Annotated in this window: 14 protein-coding genes and 1 pseudogene; 4 read left to right on the top strand and 11 right to left on the bottom strand. The window is 58.2% G+C overall.

Annotated elements, in window-relative coordinates:
* Positions 1 to 6: 6 nt before the first annotated feature.
* Entirely contained in the window at positions 7 to 951 is a 945-nt protein-coding gene (locus K3F49_RS32575; RefSeq protein ID WP_234684981.1) for a methyltransferase domain-containing protein, read from the top strand.
* Here the strand turns inward: K3F49_RS32575 and K3F49_RS32570 are convergent.
* Complete coding sequence (locus tag K3F49_RS32570) at positions 931 to 1,269, bottom strand: hypothetical protein (protein WP_234684980.1); 339 nt, start codon at positions 1,267 to 1,269, stop codon at positions 931 to 933. The genes K3F49_RS32575 and K3F49_RS32570 overlap by 21 nt on opposite strands.
* A 48-nt stretch (positions 1,270 to 1,317) precedes the next feature.
* Between K3F49_RS32570 and K3F49_RS32565 the strand changes: the two genes are divergently transcribed.
* Entirely contained in the window at positions 1,318 to 3,024 is a 1,707-nt protein-coding gene (locus K3F49_RS32565; RefSeq protein WP_234684979.1) for an outer membrane beta-barrel protein, read from the top strand.
* 556 nt (positions 3,025 to 3,580) lie between these two features.
* On the opposite strand, the gene K3F49_RS32560 is transcribed toward K3F49_RS32565, so the two are convergent.
* Positions 3,581 to 4,960, bottom strand: coding sequence for an MATE family efflux transporter (locus tag K3F49_RS32560; protein ID WP_346657373.1), 1,380 nt, complete (start codon positions 4,958 to 4,960; stop codon positions 3,581 to 3,583).
* A 40-nt stretch (positions 4,961 to 5,000) separates the two neighbouring features.
* Positions 5,001 to 11,468, bottom strand: coding sequence for a non-ribosomal peptide synthetase (locus K3F49_RS32555; protein ID WP_234684977.1), 6,468 nt, complete (start codon positions 11,466 to 11,468; stop codon positions 5,001 to 5,003).
* Between the two features lie 471 nt (positions 11,469 to 11,939).
* Here K3F49_RS32555 and K3F49_RS32550 point away from each other — a divergent pair, with 471 nt between their 5' ends.
* Both K3F49_RS32550 and speD read left to right on the top strand, forming a co-directional pair.
* Positions 11,940 to 12,104: a hypothetical protein gene (locus tag K3F49_RS32550; protein WP_452101137.1), complete on the top strand. Its 165-nt coding sequence runs from the start codon at positions 11,940 to 11,942 to the stop codon at positions 12,102 to 12,104.
* A gap of 66 nt (positions 12,105 to 12,170) precedes the next feature.
* On the top strand, positions 12,171 to 12,563 hold the full coding sequence (speD, locus tag K3F49_RS32545; protein WP_234684976.1) for an adenosylmethionine decarboxylase: 393 nt from the start codon (positions 12,171 to 12,173) through the stop codon (positions 12,561 to 12,563).
* Positions 12,564 to 12,820: 257 nt separating this feature from the next.
* Here the strand turns inward: speD and K3F49_RS32540 are convergent, their stop codons facing one another.
* The 8 genes and pseudogenes from K3F49_RS32540 to K3F49_RS32505 all read right to left on the bottom strand — a co-directional run bounded on the left by K3F49_RS32540 (position 12,821) and on the right by K3F49_RS32505 (position 26,067).
* The gene (locus K3F49_RS32540; RefSeq protein ID WP_234684975.1) at positions 12,821 to 15,931 is read right to left on the bottom strand and encodes a multidrug efflux RND transporter permease subunit; all 3,111 of its coding nucleotides are present in this window, start codon (positions 15,929 to 15,931) and stop codon (positions 12,821 to 12,823) included.
* 68 nt (positions 15,932 to 15,999) lie between these two features.
* The gene (locus tag K3F49_RS32535) at positions 16,000 to 17,190 is read right to left on the bottom strand and encodes an efflux RND transporter periplasmic adaptor subunit (RefSeq protein WP_234684974.1); all 1,191 of its coding nucleotides are present in this window, start codon (positions 17,188 to 17,190) and stop codon (positions 16,000 to 16,002) included.
* Positions 17,191 to 17,480: 290 nt separating this feature from the next.
* Entirely contained in the window at positions 17,481 to 19,307 is a 1,827-nt protein-coding gene (gene glmS / locus K3F49_RS32530) for a glutamine--fructose-6-phosphate transaminase (isomerizing) (protein WP_234685077.1), read from the bottom strand.
* A gap of 1,175 nt (positions 19,308 to 20,482) precedes the next feature.
* Entirely contained in the window at positions 20,483 to 21,154 is a 672-nt protein-coding gene (locus K3F49_RS32525) for a nitroreductase (protein ID WP_234684973.1), read from the bottom strand.
* Positions 21,155 to 21,189: 35 nt separating this feature from the next.
* Complete coding sequence (locus tag K3F49_RS32520; protein WP_234684972.1) at positions 21,190 to 22,167, bottom strand: NADPH:quinone oxidoreductase family protein; 978 nt, start codon at positions 22,165 to 22,167, stop codon at positions 21,190 to 21,192.
* A 69-nt stretch (positions 22,168 to 22,236) separates the two neighbouring features.
* Positions 22,237 to 23,382: an acyl-CoA dehydrogenase family protein gene (locus tag K3F49_RS32515; RefSeq protein ID WP_234684971.1), complete on the bottom strand. Its 1,146-nt coding sequence runs from the start codon at positions 23,380 to 23,382 to the stop codon at positions 22,237 to 22,239.
* Between the two features lie 219 nt (positions 23,383 to 23,601).
* The gene (locus tag K3F49_RS32510) at positions 23,602 to 24,813 is read right to left on the bottom strand and encodes an ABC transporter substrate-binding protein (RefSeq protein ID WP_234684970.1); all 1,212 of its coding nucleotides are present in this window, start codon (positions 24,811 to 24,813) and stop codon (positions 23,602 to 23,604) included.
* Between the two features lie 89 nt (positions 24,814 to 24,902).
* Positions 24,903 to 26,067, bottom strand: a pseudogene (locus K3F49_RS32505) (acetyl-CoA C-acetyltransferase).
* Positions 26,068 to 26,078: the final 11 nt, after the last annotated feature.

Here is a 26,078-nt window from a genome sequence, read left to right as displayed (position 1 = left end):
CAAAAGATGGCGAAGGATTCACACTTCTGGTGGGACTCGGGCTACGCCGACCACGACGTGTCGTGTATGGGTGGTCCGAGTCCCGAAATCTTCGAGATAACCCCGGCTCTGCGCGCCAAGAGTGTGATTGTCGAGCTGGGTTGCGGCGAGGGGCGCAACGTCCTCTATTTGGCCCAGCTTGGTCATCAGGTCATCGCAAGCGATATATCTGAAACCGCTATCTCCAAACTCAATCGGCTCGCAGACGCTCTTGGCGTGAATATAACGAGTGGTGTCGCTCCCGTTGAAACATTCCAGGCGCCCGCTTACCTCGACGTCTTTATAGCGCACTGCGTGTTGCATTTCACCGAACGGGCCGTCTGGAAACCGCTCGTGACGGTCTTAATGGATCGGACACGGCCTGGAGGGTTTCACTGCTTCACCAACACGCTCGATCAAGCAGACCATCCTATCCCTGAGGAGAGTTTGGCATGCGGTCACAAGAAATCGTTCTCGCGTGGAGAGCTTGAGGCAATCTATGCCCAAGCCGGCTGGGAGATCTTACGGTCCGATCATTACATTAAATGGGACTCGCACCCCGGCGTTCCAATTCATTCTCACTGCATCGAGAAGGTTGTGGCTCGTAAGCAAATTGGATCTGAAACTCTCTCGCGAATGAGAGCCGAGCCCATCAAGGCCGCCGGAGTAATTCCGGCCAAACAATTTGATGCCTTGAAACTTGGCACACAATCCGCTGCCGCAATTGAAATGTTCGGTCCTCCGGCGGGCAAGCAAGTAATGACAATCACTCAGAAGACAGTTGGAGGCAACAATCAAGGAGCCATAGCCGACGGCTACATGCGAGAGGATATGATTTATGGCGATCACGGCCTTCAGTTCGTTAACGGAACGCTCGCCGGCAAGTATCGATACTTTACGCCCCCGAAGCGCTTAATCATTCGAGATGCGTGATCCTCGAACGTAAGTTCTCACTGGCCGCCTTGACCGCTGAGGGTTCTTGTCCAGCTCAAAGAACAATAATTGCAAGCTTTCTGAAGCAAGAGACGAACTATTTCGCAAGAGAGCGGTGACGTATTCAATCCTGAAACGACGAGCATGCGGCGCGCGCTTTGTGTCCGTCATCAGACGCATTGTGTTTCGAATCCACCATCCTTGAGAGGAGAAGACGACATCGCCGACGAAAAACAGCAGGCGATGCGCATCGCCTCTGCTGGCCTCGATCCTGCACACCACAAGCAGCGTGGAAGCGGCGCCAACAACATCGGCCATTCGGGCCTCGTTCCAAGCTGGCGCGCGCGTTGTGTTTCGTGAGGTGACATGCGATCTGGAGTTCTTTCTTGGGGTGCCGCAACAGCAGCGCTCGTCGCAGGCGGAGCGGTCAATTCGGCAGATCTTAAGCCGGCAGTAAACGTCCCACCAGTGCTGTGGAGCTGGACCGGAGGATATTTCGGCGCGCACGTTGGTGGCGGCTACGGCCGGTCATCATTCAGTGATCCGTATGGTCCGTCAATCTATGGGGATGTCGTCGATACCCCAGTGTTCCTGCTGGGAGGCCAGGTCGGCTACAATTGGCAGAAGGATCGCTGGGTCTTTGGCGTTGAAGTGGACGCCAGTGGCGCTGCGTCGGACGGTACAAATACCTGTCTTGCCGCCTCCGGATCTGTTGTAAGCGCAACCTGCAATGCGAGTCCAAACGTCTTTATCACCGGGACCGGTCGCCTGGGTTATGCGTTCGGCCCGCAGGGCCATACGCTGATGTATCTCAAGGGAGGCGTAGGTTGGCACCACACTCAGGGCGATGTCGTCAACAACCACGAATTTAGCTGGGCGCCACAGAATGCAACTCATTTCGAGTATGGTCGGGTCGGTGGCACAATCGGCGCCGGCGTCGAGCAGGCGATCACGCCTGCATGGTCCGTTGGACTTGAGTACGAGTATCTGTGGTTTGGTGGACCAAGTGTGGCAACCCCTCCGACCGCACGGTTTCCGCTGGCAACGGTCCCGGCCAACATCACCCACCCGTCCAGCAGCTATCATATCGGAAAAATTGCTCTTAACTATCATTTCGGTGCCGATCCGAGGACGCCGCGATGGTTCGATACGCCGCCATACGGAGCAACGCCGACTGTCAGGGCGTCGCCGATTGCCTTCACTCGGGGTTGGTCGCTGGAAAGCGGCACACGGTTATGGCTGAGCCGAGGAAGGTTTCAATGGGGCGCTGGGGGCGACGATCTCCTATCAAGGCTCACCTACCACAAACTGGATGGGATCTCCGGTGAGTTGTTCGAACGTGTCGACAGCCCCTGGGGGATCTTCCTGAAGGGCAATATCGGCCTCGGCCACTTCAACAACGGACATATGAACGATGAAGATTGGGGCATGAACTATCATGACAATCTCATTGCATATTCCAACACGACATCGGGCCAGACGAACGGAAGGTTCATGTACTACACGGCCGACGCGGGCTACGATTTCTTGCGCGGCACCACCTTCAAGGTCGGTGGGTTTATGGGCTGGACCTACTACGGCCAGAACTCTGACACGACAGGATGCGCGCAGATCGGCTCCTCGTCTAGATCGCCATGCCGTCAAGTAGTCGGCGGTAAAACGATCATGGGCAGCCAGGACACTGATTGGAATGCGCTGCGCATCGGCCTCAGCGCCGAGACCACCTTGCTCGACCGCTGGCGCGTGACCGCCGATGTTGCTTACCTGCCCTGGACAGACTTCCAGGGCCGTGACAACCATCTGTTGCGGGATTTGACGTTCTTCAGCGATCAACGCGGGAGCGGTGGCGGTGGTGTGCAGGTCGAAGGTACCCTCTCATATTTCCTCACCAACAATTTCAGCGTCGGCGTCGGCGCCCGTTATTGGGCCATGTGGACTGCAAAGCATAGCGACATACTCCCCAATCAAGCCCAAAGTGAGGGCAGCTCTCCCGTTGCCTTGTGGGTCCTTCCTGCGAACTATCGCATGGAGCGATGGGGCACGTTCCTGCAGGCCTCTTACAAGTTTGACTGAAACTGCTCGCTCACCGCTCTAAGCTTCGGAAGCCGCGACTATACATGACGAAATCGCGGAGCCTGCCGCTCGCGTCGGGCGGACAGAGAATAAAGCTGCAAGTTTTCGGGCCTTTCAAGCCCGAAAGCTTGCATTGATTTGCTCAAGGTAAAGGCCAGGCCTTTTGAGGTGTTGCAGCGCGTGAGCATCGACATCGCTCACCTGCGATGGACTAATTTCAGTGATGGTGGCAAATATTCGGTCAAGGTGGACCAAACAGGACACCGATGTCACCGACAACGCCAACGTCCAGGGTACCGAAATTCAGTATCTCGCTCTTGCGAAATATCGCCTTGAGCGATAGGCCACGTTCGTCCAAGCTTCGGCGCCGACCTCAGCCATATCGAGCGCACCGCACTCAAGACACCGCTGAGCGGCGGCAAGCATTCGTCCCAAAAACTCGAGCGAGCACAGATTCTGCTGGCCTCTGATATTACGTGCGACACTTCCTGGAGCGCAATGCCTCCACAGCTATGTAGGCTCAATGCTTCGGACCGCGATGATGTCCGTGGTCAGGTCAATCCGCGATCTCGATCGGTCTTGAAGTTGCGTGCCGGAGCGCTCGTCTGAGCTCCGCAAACTGGTGGAACATGGCAAACAGTGCAATCATTCCAGCACCCAGCTCAGCGATCGCTTGACTGGCCAACAGTCCGTTGAAACCCGATATGACTGGCAACAACAGTACGGCCGGTATGAAGAAATAGCCGTGCCTCGCCAAGGACACAATCACACTGAGGCGTGCTCTCCCGAACGACTGAAGCATCGTCGTCACGAAACTCTCAATACCAAAAAGCCAAAAAAAGAGATGGAAAACGATACAGGTCAAGACGGCAATTTCCGTGACGTTCTCGTTATCGCTGAACAGTTTGACCAAAGGTCGGGCAAAACTCACAACGGCCGCAGAATACGCAACCGAAAGCGCGACAGTCATGGACAGCATAAGCTTTGCGGCCTTCCATACGCGGGGAAGATCGCGTGCGCCCCAACCGAAACCCAAGACAGCTTGAGAGCCCATACAAAAGCCGGTGACAGGCAGTGCGCCGATCGTCAGCAATCGCACGGCTATTCCCATGGCCGCAATGCAGTCGTCCCCGAACGGCGCAGCAGCTCCGTACAAGAGCATAGAGGCAATGGCAGACAAAATGCCGGTCAAGGTGGCTGGCGCTCCTATGAACGCAAGCTGTCTGATGCGACTTGCTCGCAATGAGACGTAAGATATCTTGACGAGGACTATCCCGCCCAGCTTCGAAAAATGCGCGATATAGAGGCTAATGGCAGCGATCTGGGATACCAGCGTTGCGAGGGCTGCGCCTCGCACACCGAGGTCCAGTAAGAAGATAAAGACCGGATCGAGCACCGCGTTCAGTATGAAGGCGGTAAGCATCGTCCACATGCTGAAACGTGTGTTGCCCTCGGCTCTCACGATGAAGCCGTTGACGATGTTTAGAAGCATCAGGGAGTACCCCAACAATAGCGTCGCCGCATAGTCGAGCGCCACGGGCATGATGGTTGGAGTTGCCCCGAGCGTTACGAAGATCCGTCGCAAGTTGAGCAGTAGGAGAACCGTAAACATGATACCAATCGGAGCGGCCAGGGCCAGTGCAGTACTCGCGCCCCTACTTGCCTCCAGGTACTCACCAGCACCGAGATGACGAGATATGAACGAGGCTGTTCCAACACCGATTCCCTGACCGACTGCCGTCAGCAGGACCACGACCGGCAAGGTCATGCTGACAGCTGCGATCGCCTGCGCGCCAAGTGCACCAACAAAGATCGCATTGACGGCCTGCTGTGCCGCGTTGATCGATAGGCCAACAATAGACGGAATTGCGAGCCGCAGGATAAGGCTCGCCAGATTGGGATCCGATAGATCGATGTTCTGCTTCTTCTTTGCCATCACATCTCGATCGCACTCGACCGCCACTTCCGCATCCGGCTCATTCATGGATGACAGTGTCGCCGGCTCTTCCGAATTCGGCGATCGTCAGCAACAGCTCCTGTTGCAACACCGTGCAAAGATTACGGGTCACCTCATAACCGATCTGGGTTGGATCATACCTTGTTTCGATCTGTAGACGGCCGGCTTGATATCCAACGTCGAACCAGAGGAGGTGACTCGCGGCGGCTTCATCCATGTCTTCGCCGATCCAGATTGGAGACGGATCCTGGGCTAGGAGGCGGCGCGGAAAATGGCGCTGCAAACCCGCTCGATAGTTCAGTCCGATTTTAGGTAAGGGCAGACGATCGATCCGGCTCTGCACGGCTGGATCTCGGTTTACGAATTTCAAAACCCGAAACCCTACTCCCCTGCGCGGCAGGGCATTGCGCTGGCGGTTTATTGAACGAACACGATCGGGACGAGCCTCCGTTCCGGCGAGACTCAAGGAAAGCGGAACGAGCTCGCTGATATGGCCAATGATCTGCGATGGATCAATATCTTCAAACAGTCGACCTCGGGTCGAGGTAAGGCTATCAATCCAGAGCGAATAGTTGCCGAAAACACGTCCACAGGCGCCGGATATGGCGGCAAGAACTACGTCGATGTCCTTACAATGCGCCGATCTGGCTGCAATATTGAGCAGATCAGCTGTCGCTTCTTTGCCAATCTCCAGATGATGCTTGGCCTGATCTTCCCAAAGGACTCGGCAATTCGCGTCATCCGCGCGACCTTCAAGGCGTGCATAGTGAAGCTCTCTCGCGGTCACTTGCGAAAAGCTCGCGCCACCCGCCGACGTGGGGCTGATATGCAAATTGAACTGGTTGTAGTCGATCCTCTCCCAGTATTCGAGTTCGGCTGGCGCCTCGCTGTTCGCGTAGTGCTCAAGGCGCTTCAACCATGAAGAGAGTATTTGCATGTTGTCGGGGCCGCGCACGGCGTGGCCTGAGCCAAGGGCGTCGTAGGCCGCATCCAATGCTTCGAGGAACAGTCGATAACCTATCCCGTCCGCTACAAAATGATGCATCAGGACCAGCAGATAGTAATCGCCGCTTTCCGATGTGCGGAACACCGTGACATTAACAAGAGGCGTCTGGCCGTCAAAACGAAACATATGTTGACGTCTTGCTGAGATGCTCTCGATTGCCTTACGCTGCCGCAGGCTGGTCATTCCGCCAAGATTGATCTCCTCCACAAGGCGTTCGGCCACGGAAGCTGCGATCGTCAGACGTAGACCATCGTCGGTTCGGGCGACACGGAGCCTAAGGCCTTCGTGCCTATCCATGACATGAGCAACGGCGCGCTCCAGCAGCCGGATATCCAGGATCCCGCCGGGCAGGAAGAACAGATCGCCTATGTTGTAGTGCTCATCGAAGCCGACAAGAGGCTTCCAAGATGCGATTGCCGGGGTAACCGGCAACGAGCCGTCCGCGGAAGCGGCGGTATGGAGTGCAACCGTCGCTCCATCTGCCGCCAATTCCCTGATTGTCGGCGTTCGATAGAGTTGGTCAACAGTAAGATTCAGCCCGGCTTTGCGCGCCAACGTGACGCAGCGCACGCTTAGAAGAGAATCTCCACCGATATCAAAGAAGACCTGATCAATTCCGACCCGCTTGACGCCCAATAGATCCTGCCAGATCCCAGCAAGAATACGTTCCTTCCCCGTGCGGGGCTCGGCAGATGGAGCAGGCCCGACCTCGCGGTAAGGAACGGACGACAGGCCCGCACGATCTATCTTTCCGCTTGTCGTGAGGGGGATATTGTCAACCAAACGGAAGGCGGCGGGAATCATGTAGGACGGCAATGAGTGCTTAAGATGGGTGACAATCTCTTCCGAGCTTAGACTGTCGCGCGCGGGAATCACGCTGGCGATCAAACGACGATCGCCAACCATGCCATCTGCAGCGACCGCGGCCTTCGTGATTGCGGGATGAGACTCAAGAGCCTTTTCCACCTCTTCCAGCTCAATCCGATACCCCCGTACCTTGATCTGGTTGTCCGATCGGCCGCAAATCTCGAGAAGGCCGCTGGTTGAGATGCGGGCGATATCGCCGCTTCGATAAAGGACGCTGTACTGTCCGTCACCATAAGGATTTGGCACGAAACAACGTGTTGTCCGGTCTTGATCCCTCCAGTACCCAGCGCTTACGCAGCGTCCAGCGACGCAGAGTTCACCGGCGGCTCCGACAGGGACTCTCTTCAACGCGGCATCGAGCACGTAGAGTCTGACGTTATCGATTGGCCGCCCAACGGGGACGAGCGATGCGCCGTCGTCGGCATCCGACGTTTTGTAGACTGCGGCGTTGGACGCACATTCCGTAGCACCATAGAAGTTCCACAACGGCACGTCCGGGAAATACGTACGCCAGCGAACTGGGAGCGAAGATGGCATCGGTTCAGCGCTGCTTGTGACGAACCGCAAGGAAGTGGATCTTGGCTGCCGCTCTTGGGAGGCAATGAGGCCGGTCAGGAGTGCCGGCGAGGCAAATAAGCGTGTCGCGCGACGTCCCGCCAACGTGCTCAACAGCAGATCTGGATCCAGCAACTGCTTTCGGGTCAGGATCAGCGCGGGCACACCTCTTAGAAGCCCACCGAAGTATTCCCAAGCGGACGCAACAAGGGATGCGGACTTCTGGACAACCATCACGTCGGTGCTGTCGAACGGAGCGGTTCGCCACATCCAGTTCAGTCGATTAAGAATTGCCGACTCCGGTATGAGAACCCCCTTCGCCTTCCCGGTCGAGGACGACGTGTATATAAGGCTCGCAATTCCCTGATCTGATGGTTTGTCGCCGCACTCAGACTCGTGCGCGAGCGTGCCGCACCCTTCCAGGGTCAACAGACAAATCGACGGCAGGTCAAAACCAAGGTCAGTGGTACCTGCGTGAACCAAAAGCTTTGCCCGACTATCTCGCAGGATATGGTCCATCCGATCACGCGGATAATCCGGCGATATGGGGACAACGATGGATTGCAAGGCTCGTGCCGCAAGAATAACAGCGGCCACGTCAGGCGACCGGTCGACCAGCATGGCGACCCTGTCGCCAGCCCCCACCTCACACGCCTCCAGTAAGGACCTGATTGCTGTTACGCGCTCACGCAGATCGCCGAATGTGATTTCGCCGAAATCACCACAATATGCCACCTGGCTGCGATGAGTAGCACTGATTTGCTCGAACGCTTCGGCAAGTGGACATTCAGTCGAGTATGACTGCGCCGAGCCGTCCAACGAGTCCAGCATAACGACATCCGCCCCGCTGAGGCAGCTCAGATCCTTCACGGGCGCAAGTGGATTCTCAACGCAGGCTGCAATCAGACAGCGCAGATTATCAGCCATGCGGACGATGAGATCGCTGGAAAGGATGTCTTCGGCATATGCCAGCTGGAGGGCGATTTCATCGCCCTGATCTTGTGCGTACAAGGTCAGATCGAATTTTACATAGCCGGTGTCGTATTCGCGGAATGTCAGATCGAACTCATGCTGATCCGGTGGCTCCGCGGCCTCGGAGTACATGTTGAACATGACCTGGAAGATCGGCGATCGTTCCGTTTCGCGATATAGCCGGCTATCCCTTACCATCCAGCCGAACGGATATGCCGAATTTGCGATGGCATCGCTGACCAGGCCCTGGACGCGCAAGGCATGAACCGCAAAGGACTGACCAACATCGATCGCGGAACGAATTGGCAGCATATTCAGAAAAAAGCCGACAATCTCGGCACTGCCGGGTTGATCCCGTACGACGTGCGGTATGCCGACGATAACATCGTCCTGACCGCTGTACATCCGTAGCAGCAGCTTGAAGCACGCGAGGAGGGCTGTCGGCGTGGTGCACCTATGTCGGCGCGCAAACTCCCGCACCTGATTGGAGAGCTCGCTGCCGAGCAGCACCGCATGCGAGGCGCCACGGTGAGACTTCGTCCGCGATTGCGCTTGTCCTGTTCCAAGCGAGAGCACCGGCGGATCATCACCAATCTGACGGCGCCAATAGCTGCGTTGGCTGGCCAGCGCCTCTGGGGTCGCGTGCTGTTTTTCCCAGACCGCGTAGGTCGAAAGGGAGGCGCAGTTCTTTGGCAAAGACGCCGCGGCATGTAGGTACCTTTGTCGAAGGTCTCTGAGCAGAACAGAGATCGACCAGGCATCGATAATAATTTCGTGAGCGGTGATCAGTATCAGATGGTGGTCAGGGCGCAAACGGATCATGCGCGCGCGAAACAGATGACCTTGGCGGAGATCAAAGCAGCCGCTCAGCTCTGTTTGCCGTAAATCTGTGATCAGCTCCTCGGCCTGCTGTGCGGTGAGATGAGATGCGTCAGTTAAATCAAGATTTGCGCATTGCGGATCATCAAAAAGCTGAACCGGACCATCCTCGTCGATAAAGCGTGCAGAAAGTGCCTGATGGAAATGAACGACATCGCTCCAGGCACGGTTGAATGCGGCCAGATCAAGGAAGCCCCTTATTCGCAGGCCGCCTTGAATGATGTAGTTCCTGGCAGACGGATCGAGCTGGGAGAGAAACCATAGGTGCTCCTGAACTCGCGTCAGAGGTGCTCGCGCAAGCATTCCGTACGCGGGGGCTGTGCACGGTTTGGATTCGCCTCGGGACGCGATCGAAGCCGCAAGAGACCGTACCGTTCCATTCAGGATCAGCCTGAAATCCGTTCTCACTCCGAGCTGAGTCTCCAATTGACCCAATATGAGCATTGCTCGGAGCGAGTCGCCGCCGAGGCTTACAAACTGATCATTCGCGCCAATGTTCTCAATGCGCAGAACGCCTGCCCAAATTTGACACAGCTTGGCTTCCAGCTCTGTTCGCGGCTCCTCGAATGGCATCGGCAATAAAGGACGAACACTGGTCAGGTCCGGCAATGCTCCAAAATCGACCTTTCCGTTTCTGGTCCGCGGAATACCGCTGACGTGGATGATCCTTTCCGGGAGCATGTAGGTAGGAAGCGTTTCGGCGACAAAGTTCTGAAGCTCGGCTTCCGTCACTTCAGCCGGAGCTGACACATACGCGATTAACCGTCTCGGTCCAGTTTCGCCCTCCGCGCTTGTTATGTCTCGCGCCATAAGTTTTACGCCTGCGCAGACGGAGGCGACCGCGACAGCACCATGTACCGAATGATGAGCGCAGAGGCGGGCCTCGATTTCTCCCAGCTCAATTCTGTGCCCACGGATTTTGACCTGACGGTCCCGCCGACCGAGACATTCCAAGAGACCATCGGGACGAACGCGCCCGAGATCACCTGTCCTGTATAGGCGCCGGAACCCCGGGTTGTTGGAGAACGGGTTTGGCCCAAAGGCATCCTTGGTGCGAACATCGTCATTGACGTAACCAGCAGCGACACCGACGCCGCTCACACAGATTTCGCCGACCTCTCCCGTGTCGCACAGACGAGATCCATCGGTGACATAGGCCTCAAGGTTCGCAATCGGCTTGCCGATCGGCACATAAGTGTCAGCCACCGCGGGCGGTACTGAAACCAGATGATGCGTAACGCCGTCGGCGCACTCGGTCGGCCCGTAGTGGTTGAGAATGGGGACCTGCGGATATAAGGCAAGCCATGCGCGCGCCAGTCCGGGTGTCAGGGGTTCTCCAACCGTAGAAATAATCCGCAAACTGTCCAGAGCTCTCTCAGCCGCCGCAAGGGCCTGCAGATATTCAACAAATACTGCCAGCATTGACGGGACGAATTGAGCAACCGTCACGCCGTGCCCTTGAATTGCCTTAAGAAGAGATACTGGCGATTTCAGTGTCGCATCATCAATGATCGCGATACTGCCTCCGACGCAAAGCCCTGCCAGAAGTTGCCACAGCGAGATGTCAAAGCAATGCGATGCCGTCTGCGCGCTGCAATCCGTCCGAGTGAGGGCTAGGGCATCGATTTTTGCCGCCAAATGATTGTTTAAAGCTGCATGCGCAATCATTGCGCCCTTAGGCTGGCCCGTCGAACCAGACGTAAACAGAATGTAGGCGAGTCCATCCGCGCGCGATGATGGCACGAAAGACGAAGGCTGGCCCTCACGCAGCGCCGCTTCTATCGGCATGAATTGGGTGGTGCCTTTGCTGCTCGACTGGAACAGGCTGAGCGAATGCTGCTGGTCGGGGCCAATAATCAGAGCACAGCGGCTCTGCTCAATTATGAACGATGTGCGTGAAGCCGGTAACGATGGATCGAGCGGTAGGTACGTTGATCCGGCCTTCAAAATCGCGACGACCGCCGTCGCCCAGTCGAAGCCGCGCTCACCCCAATATCCGACGACCGCGCCCCGAGCGCCATGCTCTCGTAGCCTCCTTGCGAGGGCATCCGATCTTAGTCGCAGCGCCTCGTAGGTGAGTTCGTCTGCGCCGCTTCTCAGCGCAATCCTCTCCGGATCCGATCTTGCAAGGCGATCGATCGCCGTGATCACCTCGATCGGTGGACGTTCCACAAACTGATTTTTTTTGGATAGATCTTGGCTAGGCATACGCGTCCCCCATTCATCGCCTTCTGGGGCCCTCAAATCAGAACACCGACGATCCTGATTGAGGGTGTGCAGTGCGTCGCCCCCGGCATCGGCCGGTCATAGTGTGCCGGTTTGTCCGTTTCTTAGCTTCCCGTCCTTTGCGTTCACTACTGTTACCTCGACGATAGTCAGGGGAACGCGGCCGGACCCTAGGGCCCCGCATTGGCGTTGGCACCTACCGGATCTTGTAGTCGACACGCGTGAGTCTGCATGGCACCCGCAACCAACGGGCGCCTGGACTGTGGTTTGATGCACTCCTCATGAAAGCGGACTTGGCGCTGGCCGGACTGCGGATTTCTACGGCGCTCAAGCGGTAACATCGATTGTGCAAGAACCGATACAGACACGTGTTACCGTTTCCACGAGACCAGCGTCCTGTTCACGGCCGCTCGAGGGCAGTCGTCAAGCGTTCAAAGGCGGACGAAGGACATCTTGTCGCCAATCACCGCCAGGCCCATGGTGCTCGAGCTGCTGATCGCCACATCAAGGACTTGGCGTCGGCTCGAAGGCACAAATCAGTTGCCGAAGGTCATCGCAATTGTCGGATTCAACGGCGGTATTGAGGTCATGCACGTGCCGGCAAAACACACGGCCTGATCACCTCGTCACCTAAATCCCGAATAGCTCATCTTATTGAGCCGTCAATTCAACGGAGATTGCTTAATGATTATTGATAACGAAGAGGAAGTACCACCGGCTCTGTCGACCGGTGCGACGCATATGCTCATCGAGCTATGGGGAGCGAAAAACCTCGACGATCCGGACCTTGCGGAAGACGCCATCCGAAAAGCCATCCATGCGGCGAATGCGACATTACTCCACCTTCATGTTCATAAGTTTTGTCCGGGCAACGGCGTCTCGGCAATTGCGTTGTTGGCTGAATCGCACATGACCTTACATACTTGGCCTGAGAGGTCCTACGCGGCCGTTGATGTTTTCGTATGTGGCGACAGCAATCCTGCGAGCGCAGTGCCAGTTCTAGTTGAGGCCTTTCAGCCCGAGCGGTCGGACGTTCGCAGCTTCCGGAGAGGTGTGTCAATCAAGCCAAGCGGTTGAAGCAGATGGTCGATTCCTTGGGTGAGGGCATCGAGCTCGCTGCCTCAATCGAAAAAATATCTTGGACTAACCTCTAGCATCAAAGCTTGACCGCGGGGCTTCCTGACATATGCTTACGAGCTGGCCGTCAATATCGACCATCATTTGCACGGACTTATGGCGCAACGCCTGCCCGATGGTAGCGCCCTCATCTGCACACAACTAGCACTTGCTTCCGCGCGGATGCGCCTGGGCAATGGCTATGCCGTTTTGGATCTTCAATCGAGCGCCCTCAGGCCAGCCGCACCGCGTTCGAGCCGAGACTCAGCTCTTCGAGCTGCTTGTTCCGCACGGATCTGGCCTGGGGCACGGTGGTCGGTCGCGAGCACCACATAGACCGCCGGCAGCACGAACAGGGTGAACAGCGTGCCGATCGACATGCCAGCGACAACCACGAGCCCGATCGAGAAGCGGCTGGCCGCCCCGGCGCCGGTCGCGGTCAGAAGCGGGATCAGGCCGGTGACCATCGCGGCCGTCGTCATCAGGATTGGCCGCAGTCGGATGCGAGCCGCCATCTCGATCGCCGAGCGGCGGTCAAGCCGTTCGTTGAGCTGGAGCTCGTTGGCGAACTCGACCATCAGGATGCCGTGCTTGGTGATCAGGCCGACCAGGGTCAACAGGCCCACCTGCGTGTAGATGTTCATGGTCGCTGCACCGAAGAACAGCGGGATCAGCGCGCCGACGATCGCCATCGGCACCGAGATCATGATCACCAGCGGGTCGCGCAGGCTCTCGAACTGCGCCGCCAGCACCAGGAAGATGATGATCAGTGCGAAGCTGAAGGTGATCGCGAGCTGATTGCCTTCCTGCACATACTGACGGCTATCCGCGAGGTAGTCGTGGCTGAAGCCCTGCGGCAGCTTCTTGGCTTCGCCTTCAAGGAAGTCGACGGCCTGGCCGACGGTCACGCCGGGCATCGGCACGGCCGAGAAGGTCGCCGAGTTGAGCTGGTTGTAGTGCGTCAATGAATTCGGAGCGGTCAACGTCTCGATCGACACCACCGTCGACAGCGGCACTTGCTGGCCGGTGCTGGTCGCCACATAGTAATTGCCGAGCGCTTCCGGCGAGAGCCGCTGGGCGCGTGGTACCTGGGGGATCACCTGATAGGAACGGCCCTCCAGGTTGAAGCGATTGATGTAATTGCCGCCGCCCAGGATCGCGAGCGCGCTGCCGACGTTCTGCATGTTGATGCCAAGATCCTGGGCCTTGGCGCGGTCGACGTTCACCTTCACGGTCGGCTGGTTGAAGGCGAGATCGCTATCGGAGACGATGAACATGCCGCTCTTGCGCGCGGCGCCCTTCAGCTTCTCCATCTGCTCATAGACGGCCTGGAAGCCCGCGGTCGAATTGATCACCATCTGCACCGGCAGGCCGCCGGGTCCGCCGGGCAGCGGCGGCAGGTTGAAGGCGAACGCCTGGATGCCCTCGATCTTGCTGAGCTCGGCCTGAACCAGCGGAACCAACTGGATCGAAGAGCGCTTCCGTTCATCCCACGGCTTCAGCAGCATGCCGGCGATACCGGTCTGGGGACCGTTGATGCCGTTCAGCGCGAAGCGCAGATCGGACTCGGGAAAGCCTTGCAGTTTCTTGTCAAGCTTGTCGCCATAGAAATCGAGATAGTCGATGTTGGCATATTTCGGCGCCTTGATCACCGCGAACACGATGCCCTGGTCTTCCTCAGGTGCGAGCTCTTTCGATGTGTGCATGTAGAGGAACCCGACGAGCCCAAGGATCGTCACCGCGACCAGCCCGGTGATGGCCTTATAGTCGAGCGAGCGGTCGAGCCTGCGGCCATACCAGCGCGTGACGGCGCCGAACAACCTGTTCACCAGCTTTGCAAACCGGCCCTCTTCGGTGTTCTTCAGCAGTCCCGAGCACATCATCGGCGACAGCGTCAGCGCGATGACGCCGGACACGATCACGGAGCCCGCCAGCGTGAAGGCGAATTCACGGAACAGCGAGCCGGTGAGGCCCCCGAGGAAGCCGATCGGAGCGTACACCGCGGCGAGCGTAATGGTCATGGAGATGACCGGACCGACGATCTCGCGCGCGCCTTGCAGCGCCGCCTGCACCGGCGTCTCACCCTCCTCCAGATGGCGATGGACGTTCTCCACCACCACGATGGCGTCGTCGACCACGAGGCCGATCGCGAGCACCATGGCGAGCAACGTCAGCAGGTTGAAGCTGAAGCCGAGCGCCAGCATCAGCGTACAGACGCCGATCATCGACAGCGGGATGGTGACGACCGGGATGATCACCGAGCGGAACGAGCCCAGGAACAGGAAGATCACCACGATCACGATAATCACGGCTTCGCCCAGCGTCTTCTCCACCTCGTCGATCGACGACTGAATGAACTTGGTCGAGTCGTAGGCGACCTTCATCTTCATCGACGGTGGCAGATTGCGCTCGAGCTCGGGGAACAGCGCGCGCACACCGTTCACAAGAGTCAGCGGGTTGCCCTGCGGCGTTGCGTTCACGCCGATGAAGATCGCGTGCTCGCCGTTAAAGGCAACGCTGGCGTCCGTGCTCTGGGCTGCAAGTTCGACGGTGGCGATGTCCTCCATCCGCACGAAGCCGCCGTCCTTGGCCTTGACGATCAACTTCCTGAACTCGTTGACGTCGGTCAGGCCTGTGTTCGTCGTGATGTTCGAGAGGATGAGGTAGCCCTTTGTCTGGCCCGCCGCGGACTGGAAGTTGTTGGCGGTGATCGCGGCCGCGACATCAGCCGGGGACACGTTGTGGCCGGCCATCTTCACCGGATCGAGCCACAACCGCATCGCAAAGGTCTGGCCGCCCAGGATATCGGCGGACGCCACGCCATCGACGGTCGACAGCACCGGCTGCACGACGCGCGTCAGATAGTCCGAGATTGCCGAGCCCGACAGTTCCTCAGAGGAGAAGCCTATATACATCACGGCCGTGGTCTGGCCGGTGGTCTTGGTGACGACCGGATCGTTGGATTCCTTCGGGATCAGATATTTGACCGAATTCACCTTGGCGAGCACCTCGGTGAGCCCCTGGTTCGGGTCAAAGTTCAGCTTGATGTAGACCTGGATCGTCGACGTGCCGAGCACCGAGGACGAGGTAACGTAGTCGACGCCCTCGGCGGAAGCGACCGCCTGCTCGATCGGCGTCGTGATGAAGCCCTGGACCAGGTCCGCAGACGCGCCGGGGTAGACTGTCGTGATGTTGATGACCGTGTTCGAAAGCTTCGGATATTGCCGGATCGGCAGTACCATCGCCGCGCGCAGGCCAATTAGCAGGATCAGCAGACTGACGACGACCGACAGAACCGGTCGCTTGATGAAGATATCGGTAAAGGTCATCGCGGCGAACTCGATCTCTTTTGTTTCAAGAACGTGATCCGGTCAGACCGGATCACGCGAGTGCATTGTCAGTGGCGCGGCGGCTGCGCCGGGATCTGCGGGGCCGGGTCGGTCGAAATCGACGCGGCCGAGCCCGATTGCAGCTTGAGCTGGCCGACGGCGACGACCTTGTCACCCGGCTTCAAGCCTTTGACGATTTCAGCGCGACCATCGACCCGGTTGCCGGTCTGCACGAACGTGCGCACCGCGCTCAAGCTGGTCTTGCCGTCCTCTCCCTTTTTCTCGGCGATCACAAACACGGAATCGCCGTACAGCGTGTAGTCGACCGCTGTCTCGGGCACGGTGACCACCGCCGGCTTGTCCGGCAGAACCACCGTGGTGGTCACGAACATGCCAGGCTTCAGGATCTTCTCCGGATTAGCGACCGTCGCCTGCACCCGGATGTTACGGGTGTCGGTGGCGATCTGCGGCTCGATCGTGGTGATCTTTGCGTCGAAGGTGCGGCCCGGGTAGGCATCGACCTTCAGCCGCACCGGCTGGCCAACCTTGAGATTGCCCGAGTCCTTTTCGGTCACCGTGAAGTTCGCCCACAGCTCCGACAGATCGGTCAGCGAGACGATCGCAGTGCCTGCCGTGAGATACTGTCCGACCTCGACCTTGCGGACGCCGAGGTCGCCCGAGAACGGCGCGCGCACCAGCTTCTGCGAGATCAGCGCTTCGGTCTTGGCGATGCCGGCCAGCGCCTGGTCATAGGCGGCCTGCGCGGAATCGACGGTCGCTTGCGGACCGAACTGGCGCGAAGCCAGTTGCTTGGCGCGATCGAGCGACAACTGCGCAACGGTCGCCTGCGCCTTGTAGTTGGCAAGATCGCCCTGATCCGGCGCGTCGAACAGCTGCACCAGCGGCATGCCGGCCTCGACATGAGCGCCGGGCTCGAACTTGATCTCGGTGACGCGGCCGTTGACGTCGGCACTGACGTCGACCTGGTGCACGGCGGTAAGGCCGCCGACTGCGGTGAGCAGGTTCGGCACCACTTCGGACTTCGCCTCGGCCGCGCTGACCAAGGTCGGCGGCGGCTTGTTGTTGGCGAAGAACTGCTTGATCATCTGGCCACGCAAGTAGTTGAACCAGACGAGGCCACCGACCAGCGCACCGAGCAGCACGCCGACGATGATGAACCAGAGCACCGGCCGGACCGGGCGCTTGGGCGCTTTATCAATCGGTTCGCCCGAAATCTTGTGTTCGGCTACGATGTTCATGTCATGCACATCCTGCAATCGCCTGCCCCGGGCGCCGAAGCGTGGCCCAGATGCGAAGCAATTGCGGCGTCGTGACGTCCGCATCAGTCGCGTTCTGAATCAGATCGGAGAACATGACTTCGTCGATGCTTGAAAACTGCTTCATAATCCTTTGTCACCCTTTTTTGGCGAGGTCGCGAGAGGGAGACGCTGGCATCTTTACAGCCCAGCCTCAGCGGGCTGGCCAGACGTGAATGCTCAGACATGATCGTCTAGGCCAGTTTGAGGACCGGAAGCGATCGACCGGCTCCCTATTCGACGGTAACGGATTTGGCGAGATTCCGCGGCTGGTCGACATCCGTGCCCATCACGATGGCCGTGTGGTATGCGAGCAGTTGCACGGGGATCGCGTAGACCATCGGCGTGAAGGCGGCCGGCATGTCCGGCAGCACGATGGTGGCGAACGTATCCAGTGTCGCCTCTTCAGCGCCCTTGGCATCGGTCATGAGGACAATGTTGCCGCCGCGCGCTGCCACCTCCTGCATGTTCGAGACCGTCTTCTCGAATAAACGATCACGCGGTGCGATCACCACGACTGGCACAGTCTCGTCGATCAGCGCAATCGGCCCGTGCTTGAGCTCGCCCGCAGCATACCCCTCTGCATGGATGTAGGAGATTTCCTTTAGCTTCAGTGCGCCCTCTAGCGCGATCGGGAAGCTCGTACCGCGACCAAGGTAGATCACGTCGCGCGCTTTCGCGATGTCGCTCGCAAGCCTCTCGATCTGCGGCTCGGTGGTGAGCGCTGCCGACATCAGGCGAGGAATTTCAACCAAGCCACGCACCAAGTCGATCTCCTCATCCTCGGACAGTTCGCCGCGCGCCTTGGCGGCCGCGACTCCAAGCACGGCTAGCACTATCAGTTGGCAGGTAAAGGCTTTGGTCGAGGCAACGCCGATCTCGGGGCCGGCCAGCGTCGGCAGCACGGTTTCGCTCTCGCGAGCGATCGTCGATGTTGGTACGTTGACGACGGCGAGCGTGTGTGCCCCTTCCGCCTTGGCATAGCGGAGCGCGGCAAGCGTATCCGCCGTCTCGCCTGACTGCGAAACAAAGATCGCGAGATCACCTCTTTGCAAAGTCGATTCGCGGTAGCGGAACTCGGACGCGACATCGACTTCAACCGGAACGCGCGCAAAGCGCTCGAACCAGTATTTTGCGACGTTGCCCGCATAGCTCGCTGTGCCGCAAGCAGTGATCGTGATGCGCCGGACCTCTCTGAAGTCGAACGGCAGCTTGACCGGCAGCGCAACACGTTCGCAGGCCGTGTCGATATAGCGCGCCAGCGTCTGTCCGACCACCTCCGGCTGCTCATGGATCTCCTTGGCCATAAAGTGTCTATAATTCGCCTTGTCAACCAGGAACGACGACACACCCAATTTCAGCGTCTCGCGGTGCGCGACTGCGCCTTTGGAATCGTAGATGACGCCGATCTTGCGGGTAAACACGGCCCAGTCCCCATCTTCAAGATAAGTGATGGCGTCGGTGAACGGGGCGAGCGCAATGGCATCCGAACCGATATACACTTCGTCATTGCCATAGCCGATCGCGAGCGGGGATCCCTTCCGGGCAGCGATCATGAGATCGCAGTGCTCCTTGAACAGGAATACCAGGGCAAACGTACCGCGCAGTCGCGGTAGGGATTCTTTCACTGCTTTTTGGGGCGAGTAGCGCATCTTCAGATAGGATTCGACCAGATGCGCCACCACCTCGGTGTCAGTGTCGGAAACAAATCTAGCGCCATTCTGCTCAAGTTCGGCGCGCAACTCACGAAAATTTTCGATGATTCCGTTATGGACGACCGCGACATTGTCCGTCGTATGCGGATGCGCGTTGGACTCCGTGGGCTTACCATGAGTGGCCCAGCGGGTATGACCAATACCAGTGTGACCCGGTAGCGGATTGCGACGTAGGCTGGCCTCAAGATTTTTCAGCTTGCCCTCGGCGCGCCGGCGCTCAAGATGATTGCCGTCGAGCGTTGCAACTCCCGCTGAATCGTAGCCGCGATATTCCAGACGAGTGAGCGCTTCGATCAGCCGCTCAGCAACGGGTTCGCGCCCCAAAATGCCTACAATCCCACACATGCGGGTCAACATCCCCCAATTTCAAGAATAATGCTTTCAGAACAGCTACGCTCTTCTTGAGACCTTCGATTGAAGGTGCTCAGATTGCTGCGGATCTGGGTCGTTCGGATTCTGCGGGGCAGAACAAGCTTCGCCAGCCGAAGCGCGGTTTTGGCGAGCACGATCGAATGCCAGCATGTCGCGGCAGCAGGAGGCGGTAAGGCGCGAGCGCGTGGTGAACAGAGCGCCATCGCGTGTGCAGCCTCTATCTTCCGGCAAGGAAACAACATCGTAGTCGCGGTATGGCCGACGCGTGGACACATCACGCAAGTTGCCACTCAAACATCGATGACACTCGATGCAGATCGACGACCCGCGGGGAGTCCAGCTATCTGTCGGCATGAACTTCATCATCGTCGGCTGGATTGAGAGCCAAGCATGATGGCCCTGCCCCCTTCTCAAGAGATTCGTAAAGCGGATAGCTGGATAGAGGATTATCCATCTCGAAGCTGTCGCTCGCACATGGCACACAAAAAGAACCCCGGCCGCCTTGGGTGACCTGGCAGAAGTCAGTCTCGGAGGACGACGCTACTACATTCCGTCGGTTTCCGTCGACAGTGGTAGGCCCCACCGACCGATGAAACCGCCCAAGCACCTGGCCGCACTGAAAATGCGCTTGAGTTGATGCTCGGCAAGCACCGAAATATTCCCTCGGCTCCAGGCAAAGATTGAGCACCATTCTGATTGGCCGAAGGCTTTTCTCCAAACCGAGACGTTTTCTTATGCGGGATCTTCTAGGATTGGTAAAATCGATTATGTTGATGGGCCGCATCTACACTATGGATAGCTGTCAAAATGCGGCTCATGTCACGTTATCAATGGCGACTTCGCGGTTTCGAGATCGCCGACCTCCGTGCGAGCCAGGTAAGGCCGCGAATCAATCAAAGAGGTTTTTAAGTTCGGTATGGCGGGCTTCGTTCAAGGTGTTGTGCGGCTTCGCCCTGTTAATTGCGATGATTGCACAATGTCCCTCACGGGCCTGCCTCCCATGTTCATGCAGAGTGAGCCTTCTTATGTGGCGTCGTACATCATCAGGTCACTGCTAAAAACGGATATTGCATGTTCCTGGCGAAGCCGTTGATCAGTTTACGGACGCTCGATATCGGGCGACTTCCGTCGTAGTCGAGCCCGCCTAATCAAAATCCACGGATCGTCATGAATTCCGATGGGCCGGCACGATCTGCGCGCAGACGGTTGATCGGATGTTCCGGGTCCATGTAGCCGAGAGCCATGCCGCAAAAGAGCATCAGATGGGAAGGCAGCCCGATGAATTCCGCGACGGTCTTGTGCCAGAGCGCCCACGCCTCTTGCGGGCAGGTACTCAATCCCTTCTCCAAAGCGAGCAACATAATAGATTGCATGTACATGCCAAGATCGGCCCATTGCCCAGGCTCCATCTGGCGATCGATGGCGAAAAACAGGCCGACAGGCGCACCAAAAAAGGTAAAGTTCTTTGCAAGCTGATTGAGACGCGCAGGTTTGTCTTCGCGCGGAACCCCGATGGTGCGATAGAGATCTTCGCCAGTCTTGAATCGCCGAGTTCTATAGGGCTCCTTCAGTTCTGGCGGATAGATCTTGTATTCTGGCTGTTCGCCCATCGGGTTGATCTTGATCCGCTCGGCCATCAACGCCTTGAAGCGTGCGAGCTCTTGGCCGCCAAGCGCCCAGACATGCCACGGCTGTAGATTTCCGCCGGAGGGTGAGCGGCTGGCCGTGAGCAGGATCTCTTGGACAGTCTCCATAGGGACCGGGAAGTCCAAGAATGCCCGCACAGAGGTCCTCGAGTTCAGCGCGTCTGACACTTTCATGAGGATTTCTCCGAAGACCTAATCGAGGAGAATCGTCAGCCGATCCTGACGACCATCTTTCCTAGGGCCGAGCGGGTCGTCATTGCTTTGAACGCATCGTGGAATTCCTCGAATGCAAAGACCTTTCCTACGACCGGAACCAGTGTCTTCTTGCTCAACCAACCGAATAGCTGGGCGATGACTTGATCTCGCACATCCGGTTCACGACGACCAATCTGCGCCAGGTCGACGCCCAACAGCGCCCCTCCTTTTAGAAGAGGCAGATTGAACCGCAGCGCTGGAATAATTCCGGAAGCAAAGCCGATCACCAGGTGCCGGCCATTCCAGGCGATCGAACGGAATGCCTGCAGGCTCAGATCTCCTCCGACGGGATCGTAGATCACATCCGCGCCGTGACCGCCGGTGAGTCCCTTGAGTTCGTCACGCCACCCTTCATGCGTATAATCCACGCCCGCATCTGCCCCATATTTGATCGCAAATTGTCGCTTCTCCTCAGTCGAAGCGGCCGCAATGACGCGGGCGCCCAACAACTTTCCAACCTGAACAGCCGCTATTCCCACCCCGCCGGCGGCCCCCAGAACCAAAAGTGTCTCGCCGCCCTGTAGCTTTGCCCGGGCGCTAAGCGCGTACAGCGCCGTGAGGTAATTGGCGAAGAACGAGGCGCCGACCTCTGGCGCTATGCCCTTTGGCGTAACGAAAAGATCTTGGGCCTGTGCGCAGATATACTCGGCAAGGCCACCATTTCTGACCATGCCGATGACGGGCGTACCGGGTGCGAGGCCCCCAACATCTGCGGCCGCCTCGTCGACGATGCCCGCAAACTCCGACCCGGGCGTAAATGGCAAAGGATCTTTTGTCTGGTACAAGCCCTGCACCTTCAGGCCATCCACGAAGCCGACGGCCGCTGCCTGGATTCGAACGCGGACCATTCCCGTTGACAAGTCCGGCTTAGCCACATCCTTGATGACAATATTTTCGATACAATCAAACTTTTCGACCAACACTGCTTTCATGGCATCCTCCTGAGCGCGCCGGCCCACCGGGGGTTCAGTCGTCGAGTCACTTCTAATAGCTCCGATAATCTAGAGCGCTCTCGAGATTACTTCCTTCATCATCTCGCTCGTCCCGCCGTAAATGCGCTGCACGCGTGCGTCGGCGTACATGCGTGCAATGAGATACTCGTTCATGAAGCCGGAGCCACCATGCAGTTGCAAGCACTCGTCGATGACCTTGCCCTGCTGCTCTGACGCCCAGAGTTTAGCCATCGACGCCGTGGCTGCATCGAGTGTGCCAGAAACCAATGCTTCGACACACTGGTCGACGAAGCAGCGCGTGACCTTTGTGATCGTCGCCAACTCGGCCAGCCTGTATTTGGTGTTCTGGAATTCAGCGATCGGCATCCCGAAAGCCCAGCGTTCCCGGACGAAAGCAAGCGTGGCTTCAAGAGCGCCCTCCATTGCCGCAACCGCCATCACGCCGATAATGGTCCGCTCATAAGGCAGGTCCGACATCAATTGATAGAAACCACGCCCCTCCACTCCACCAAGCAGATTTGTGGCCGGCACCACGACCTCGTCGAAGAACAGCTCGCAGGTATCCTGCGCCTTAAGGCCAATCTTATCGAGCACGCGGCCGACCCTAAAGCCGGGAGCTTTCGCGGTCTCGACCAAAATGATCGACATTCCGCTGGCGCGCTCGGTCGGATTTGTTTTCACGACTACGAGCACTAAACCTGCAAGGAGGCCGTTGGAGATGAAGGTCTTGGAACCGTTGATCACATAGCTATCGGCGCGCCGTTCCGCACGGGTACGAATGGATTGAAGATCCGAGCCCGCACCCGGCTCGGTCATCGCGATGGCTCCGACCAACTCTCCACGCGCCAGGCGCGGCAAATATTCCCGTTTTTGCTCCTCCGTCCCGTGATTCAGCAGATAGTGGGCCACGATCGTGTGGACAGACGGATTCATTCCCGTCAGGCCGCGGCGTGCCATAGCGTCGTAAAAAATCGCTTCGTTCCGAAAATCACCCCCGCCGCCGCCATATTCGGTCGGAATGTCCGAACACAGAAGCCCAAGTGCCCCGGCTTTCAGCCAGAGTTCGTGCCCGACATTGCCTCGTTTGCGCGCCTCTTCATCCAGCGGCGCCATTTCCTTGTCGATGAAGCGGGACACGGTGTCTCGATACATCTCGAGGTCAGACTCAAGCCAGGAGGGTCGATAGTTGATCATGCGTCTTACTCATCGTTTCTACGAACGCAACAATTGCGCTCGCTGCCGCTTGAATTCGAAACAGTTCCCGGCGATGTGCGATCGGATGGCCCGCTGCAGGGTGTCCGGAGTTCTTTTTGTCCGAACTCTGGCGATTGCAGCCCGCCACGCATGCCTTTCGACACAGTCAAAGTTCAAATGCTGGGTCGGAGGCATGCGCCGCGGTTCTCTGCGACCGATCTAGTCCGCCGCATCCCCGTTGATCACATCTCCGAACAGCTCCCACTTTTCGCCGCTAAAGCGCATCAGCTGAAGTTGGCTGATCGGAGCAAAGTCAGTCGGCGACGTGTTCGCGTAGATCCCCGGCAACAGCGCCTCGGTGCGCCATTCCTTCAGGTTCGCAGCCTGCTTCATGACGTTCTCGCGCGTGAGATCGTCACCGCACTGCTTCAAGGTTTGCGCCAGCGTCTCCGCAAGTGCGTAGCCGGTGATCAGCAATATGTCGCGTTTGTTGCCTTCTGGATAGTATTTGCTCAGAAAGCTCTGAAACTCCTTCATGCCGGGATCATTGTCCCACTGCGGATCCGCCGGATCCTTCAAGTAAGTGGCAGAAATGATGCCTTGCGCGTTCTCGAAGCCGGCAGGCTTGATCACACTGCCGACCGACGCCGAAACGTTGCTGAGGATATGCAGCGGCTTCCAGTCGACTTCAGCGATCTTCCTGATTGCCTGAGCCGCAAATTTGGGAGAGCTGATGTTGACCAGCGTGTCGGCGCCCGTCGCCTTGAGCTTGACGATATGACTGTCAATCGTCGGCTCCGAAGTTTCGTAGCTTTCCTCGGCGACGATCTTCGCACCGAGCCTGTCCTTGAGGCCCTTCAGGTAATCCTTTCCAAGATCGTCATTTTGGAAGAAGACCGCGACTTTGGCGTTCGGCTTTTCCTTCAAGATATACTTAGCGTAAGCGTGCGCCTCGCTCTGGTAGGACGGTTGCCAACCCGTGGTCCAGGGGAAGCTCTTGGGGTCGTTGAATTTGGTAGCGCCGGAGGCGACGAAGAGCTGCGGGATCTTTTTTGAATTCAGGTATTTCTGGATGGCTGTGTTGTTCGCCGTGCCGAGCGGATCAAACATGAGCAGCACTTCATCGCCCTCCACCAGCTTACGCGTCTGCTCGACAGCCTTGGGAGGCGAGTACGCGTCGTCATAGCTAGTGAAGTTGATCTTGCGTCCGTTGATGCCCCCCTTATCGTTGATCATCTTGAAGTATGCGGCCTGCACTTGGCCGATGACGCCGTAGGCGGATCCCGGACCACTGTAAGGCATGAGATTGCCGACTTTGATCTCTGTGTCGGACGCACCCGTATCGTATTTCTTCTGGGCTAGCGCCGTACCCGAGGCGAGCGCGATTGCCGCTGTCGCCAGGGCAGTCGCCCCTAAAATCCTTGCAAACATGTCATCTCTCCCTGTGGGGTTTCACTTCTATTTTGCTTTGACGTTCTACTCTTGGCTCTTGATCGCGACCTGCCAGCGTGTCTGGAAGGTCATCCCAACGCTTCAATGATGGTCACGTTGGCGATGCCTCCGCCCTCACACATCGTCTGAAGGCCATATCGCTTGCCTCGAGCCCTGAGAGCATGGACCAGGGTTGACAGGAGCTTGGTACCCGAGGCTCCGAGCGGATGACCGAGTGCAATCGCGCCGCCGTTGACATTGAGCTTTGCGGGGTCGGCCTCGATCGCCTGAAGCCAGGCCAGCGGCACCGGTGCGAAAGCCTCGTTGACTTCGTAGAGGTCAATATCGCCGATCTTCATTTCCGGCCTTTGAAAGGGCCCGACGGGTTGCGCTGATCGGCTCTTCAAGCATAATGACGGGGTCGCCGGCGGTCACCGTGAGGCCAACGATACGCGCGATCGGCTTCAGATTGTGGTCCTTGAGGGCCTTTTCGCTGACGACCAGTGCAGCAGAGGCGCCGTCGCAGATCTGGCTCGCGTTGGCGGCACTGACGACGCCGTTCTCCTTCAGAAGCTTGACCGAGCCGATCGACTCCAGCGAAGCGTCGAATCGAATTCCTTCATCGACGATGTGCTCTCCCCCTTCGATCTTGAGCGGAACGATCTCGCTCTTGAAGGCTCCGGATTTCGTTGCCTCCGCCGCGCGCCGGTGGCTTTCGAGCGCGAACCGGTCCAAGGTCAGCCGATCAAACCCGTATTTCCTTGCGATCATCTCGGCTCCCTCGAACTGGCTGAAGGATTCCACGCCGAACCGCTTCTGGATGCGGTCGCTGATTGGGCCGGCTCCAATGCCTTCCTTCTGGTGCAACGAAATGTTCGAGAACATCGGAACGCGAGTCATGCTTTCCGCGCCGGCGGCTATCACTACATCCTGAGTGCCCGACATCACCGCTTGCGCAGCGAACTGCACCGCCTGCTGCGAGCTGCCGCATTGCCGATCGATCGTCACGGCCGGAACGGATTCCGGGAGCTTGGAGGCAAGCACCGCATTCCGCCCGAAGGCGAACGCCTGCTCGCCGGCCTGTGTCACGCAACCCAGGATCACGTCCTCGACGGCGGCCGGGTCGATCCCCGACCGATCGACGACCGCGTTGAGTGTTTCGGCAGCCATGTTGGCCGGATGCCAGCCGGCAAGCTTGCCGTTACGCCTGCCACCAGCTGTCCGTACCACCTCAACGAGATAAGCTTCTGCCATCGCCTGATCCT

The sequence above is a fragment of the Bradyrhizobium monzae genome (assembly GCF_021458635.1).
Classification (GTDB): domain Bacteria; phylum Pseudomonadota; class Alphaproteobacteria; order Rhizobiales; family Xanthobacteraceae; genus Bradyrhizobium.
The sequence above is the reverse complement of the archived record's forward strand: the minus strand, read 5'-3'. Positions and strand labels throughout refer to the sequence as shown.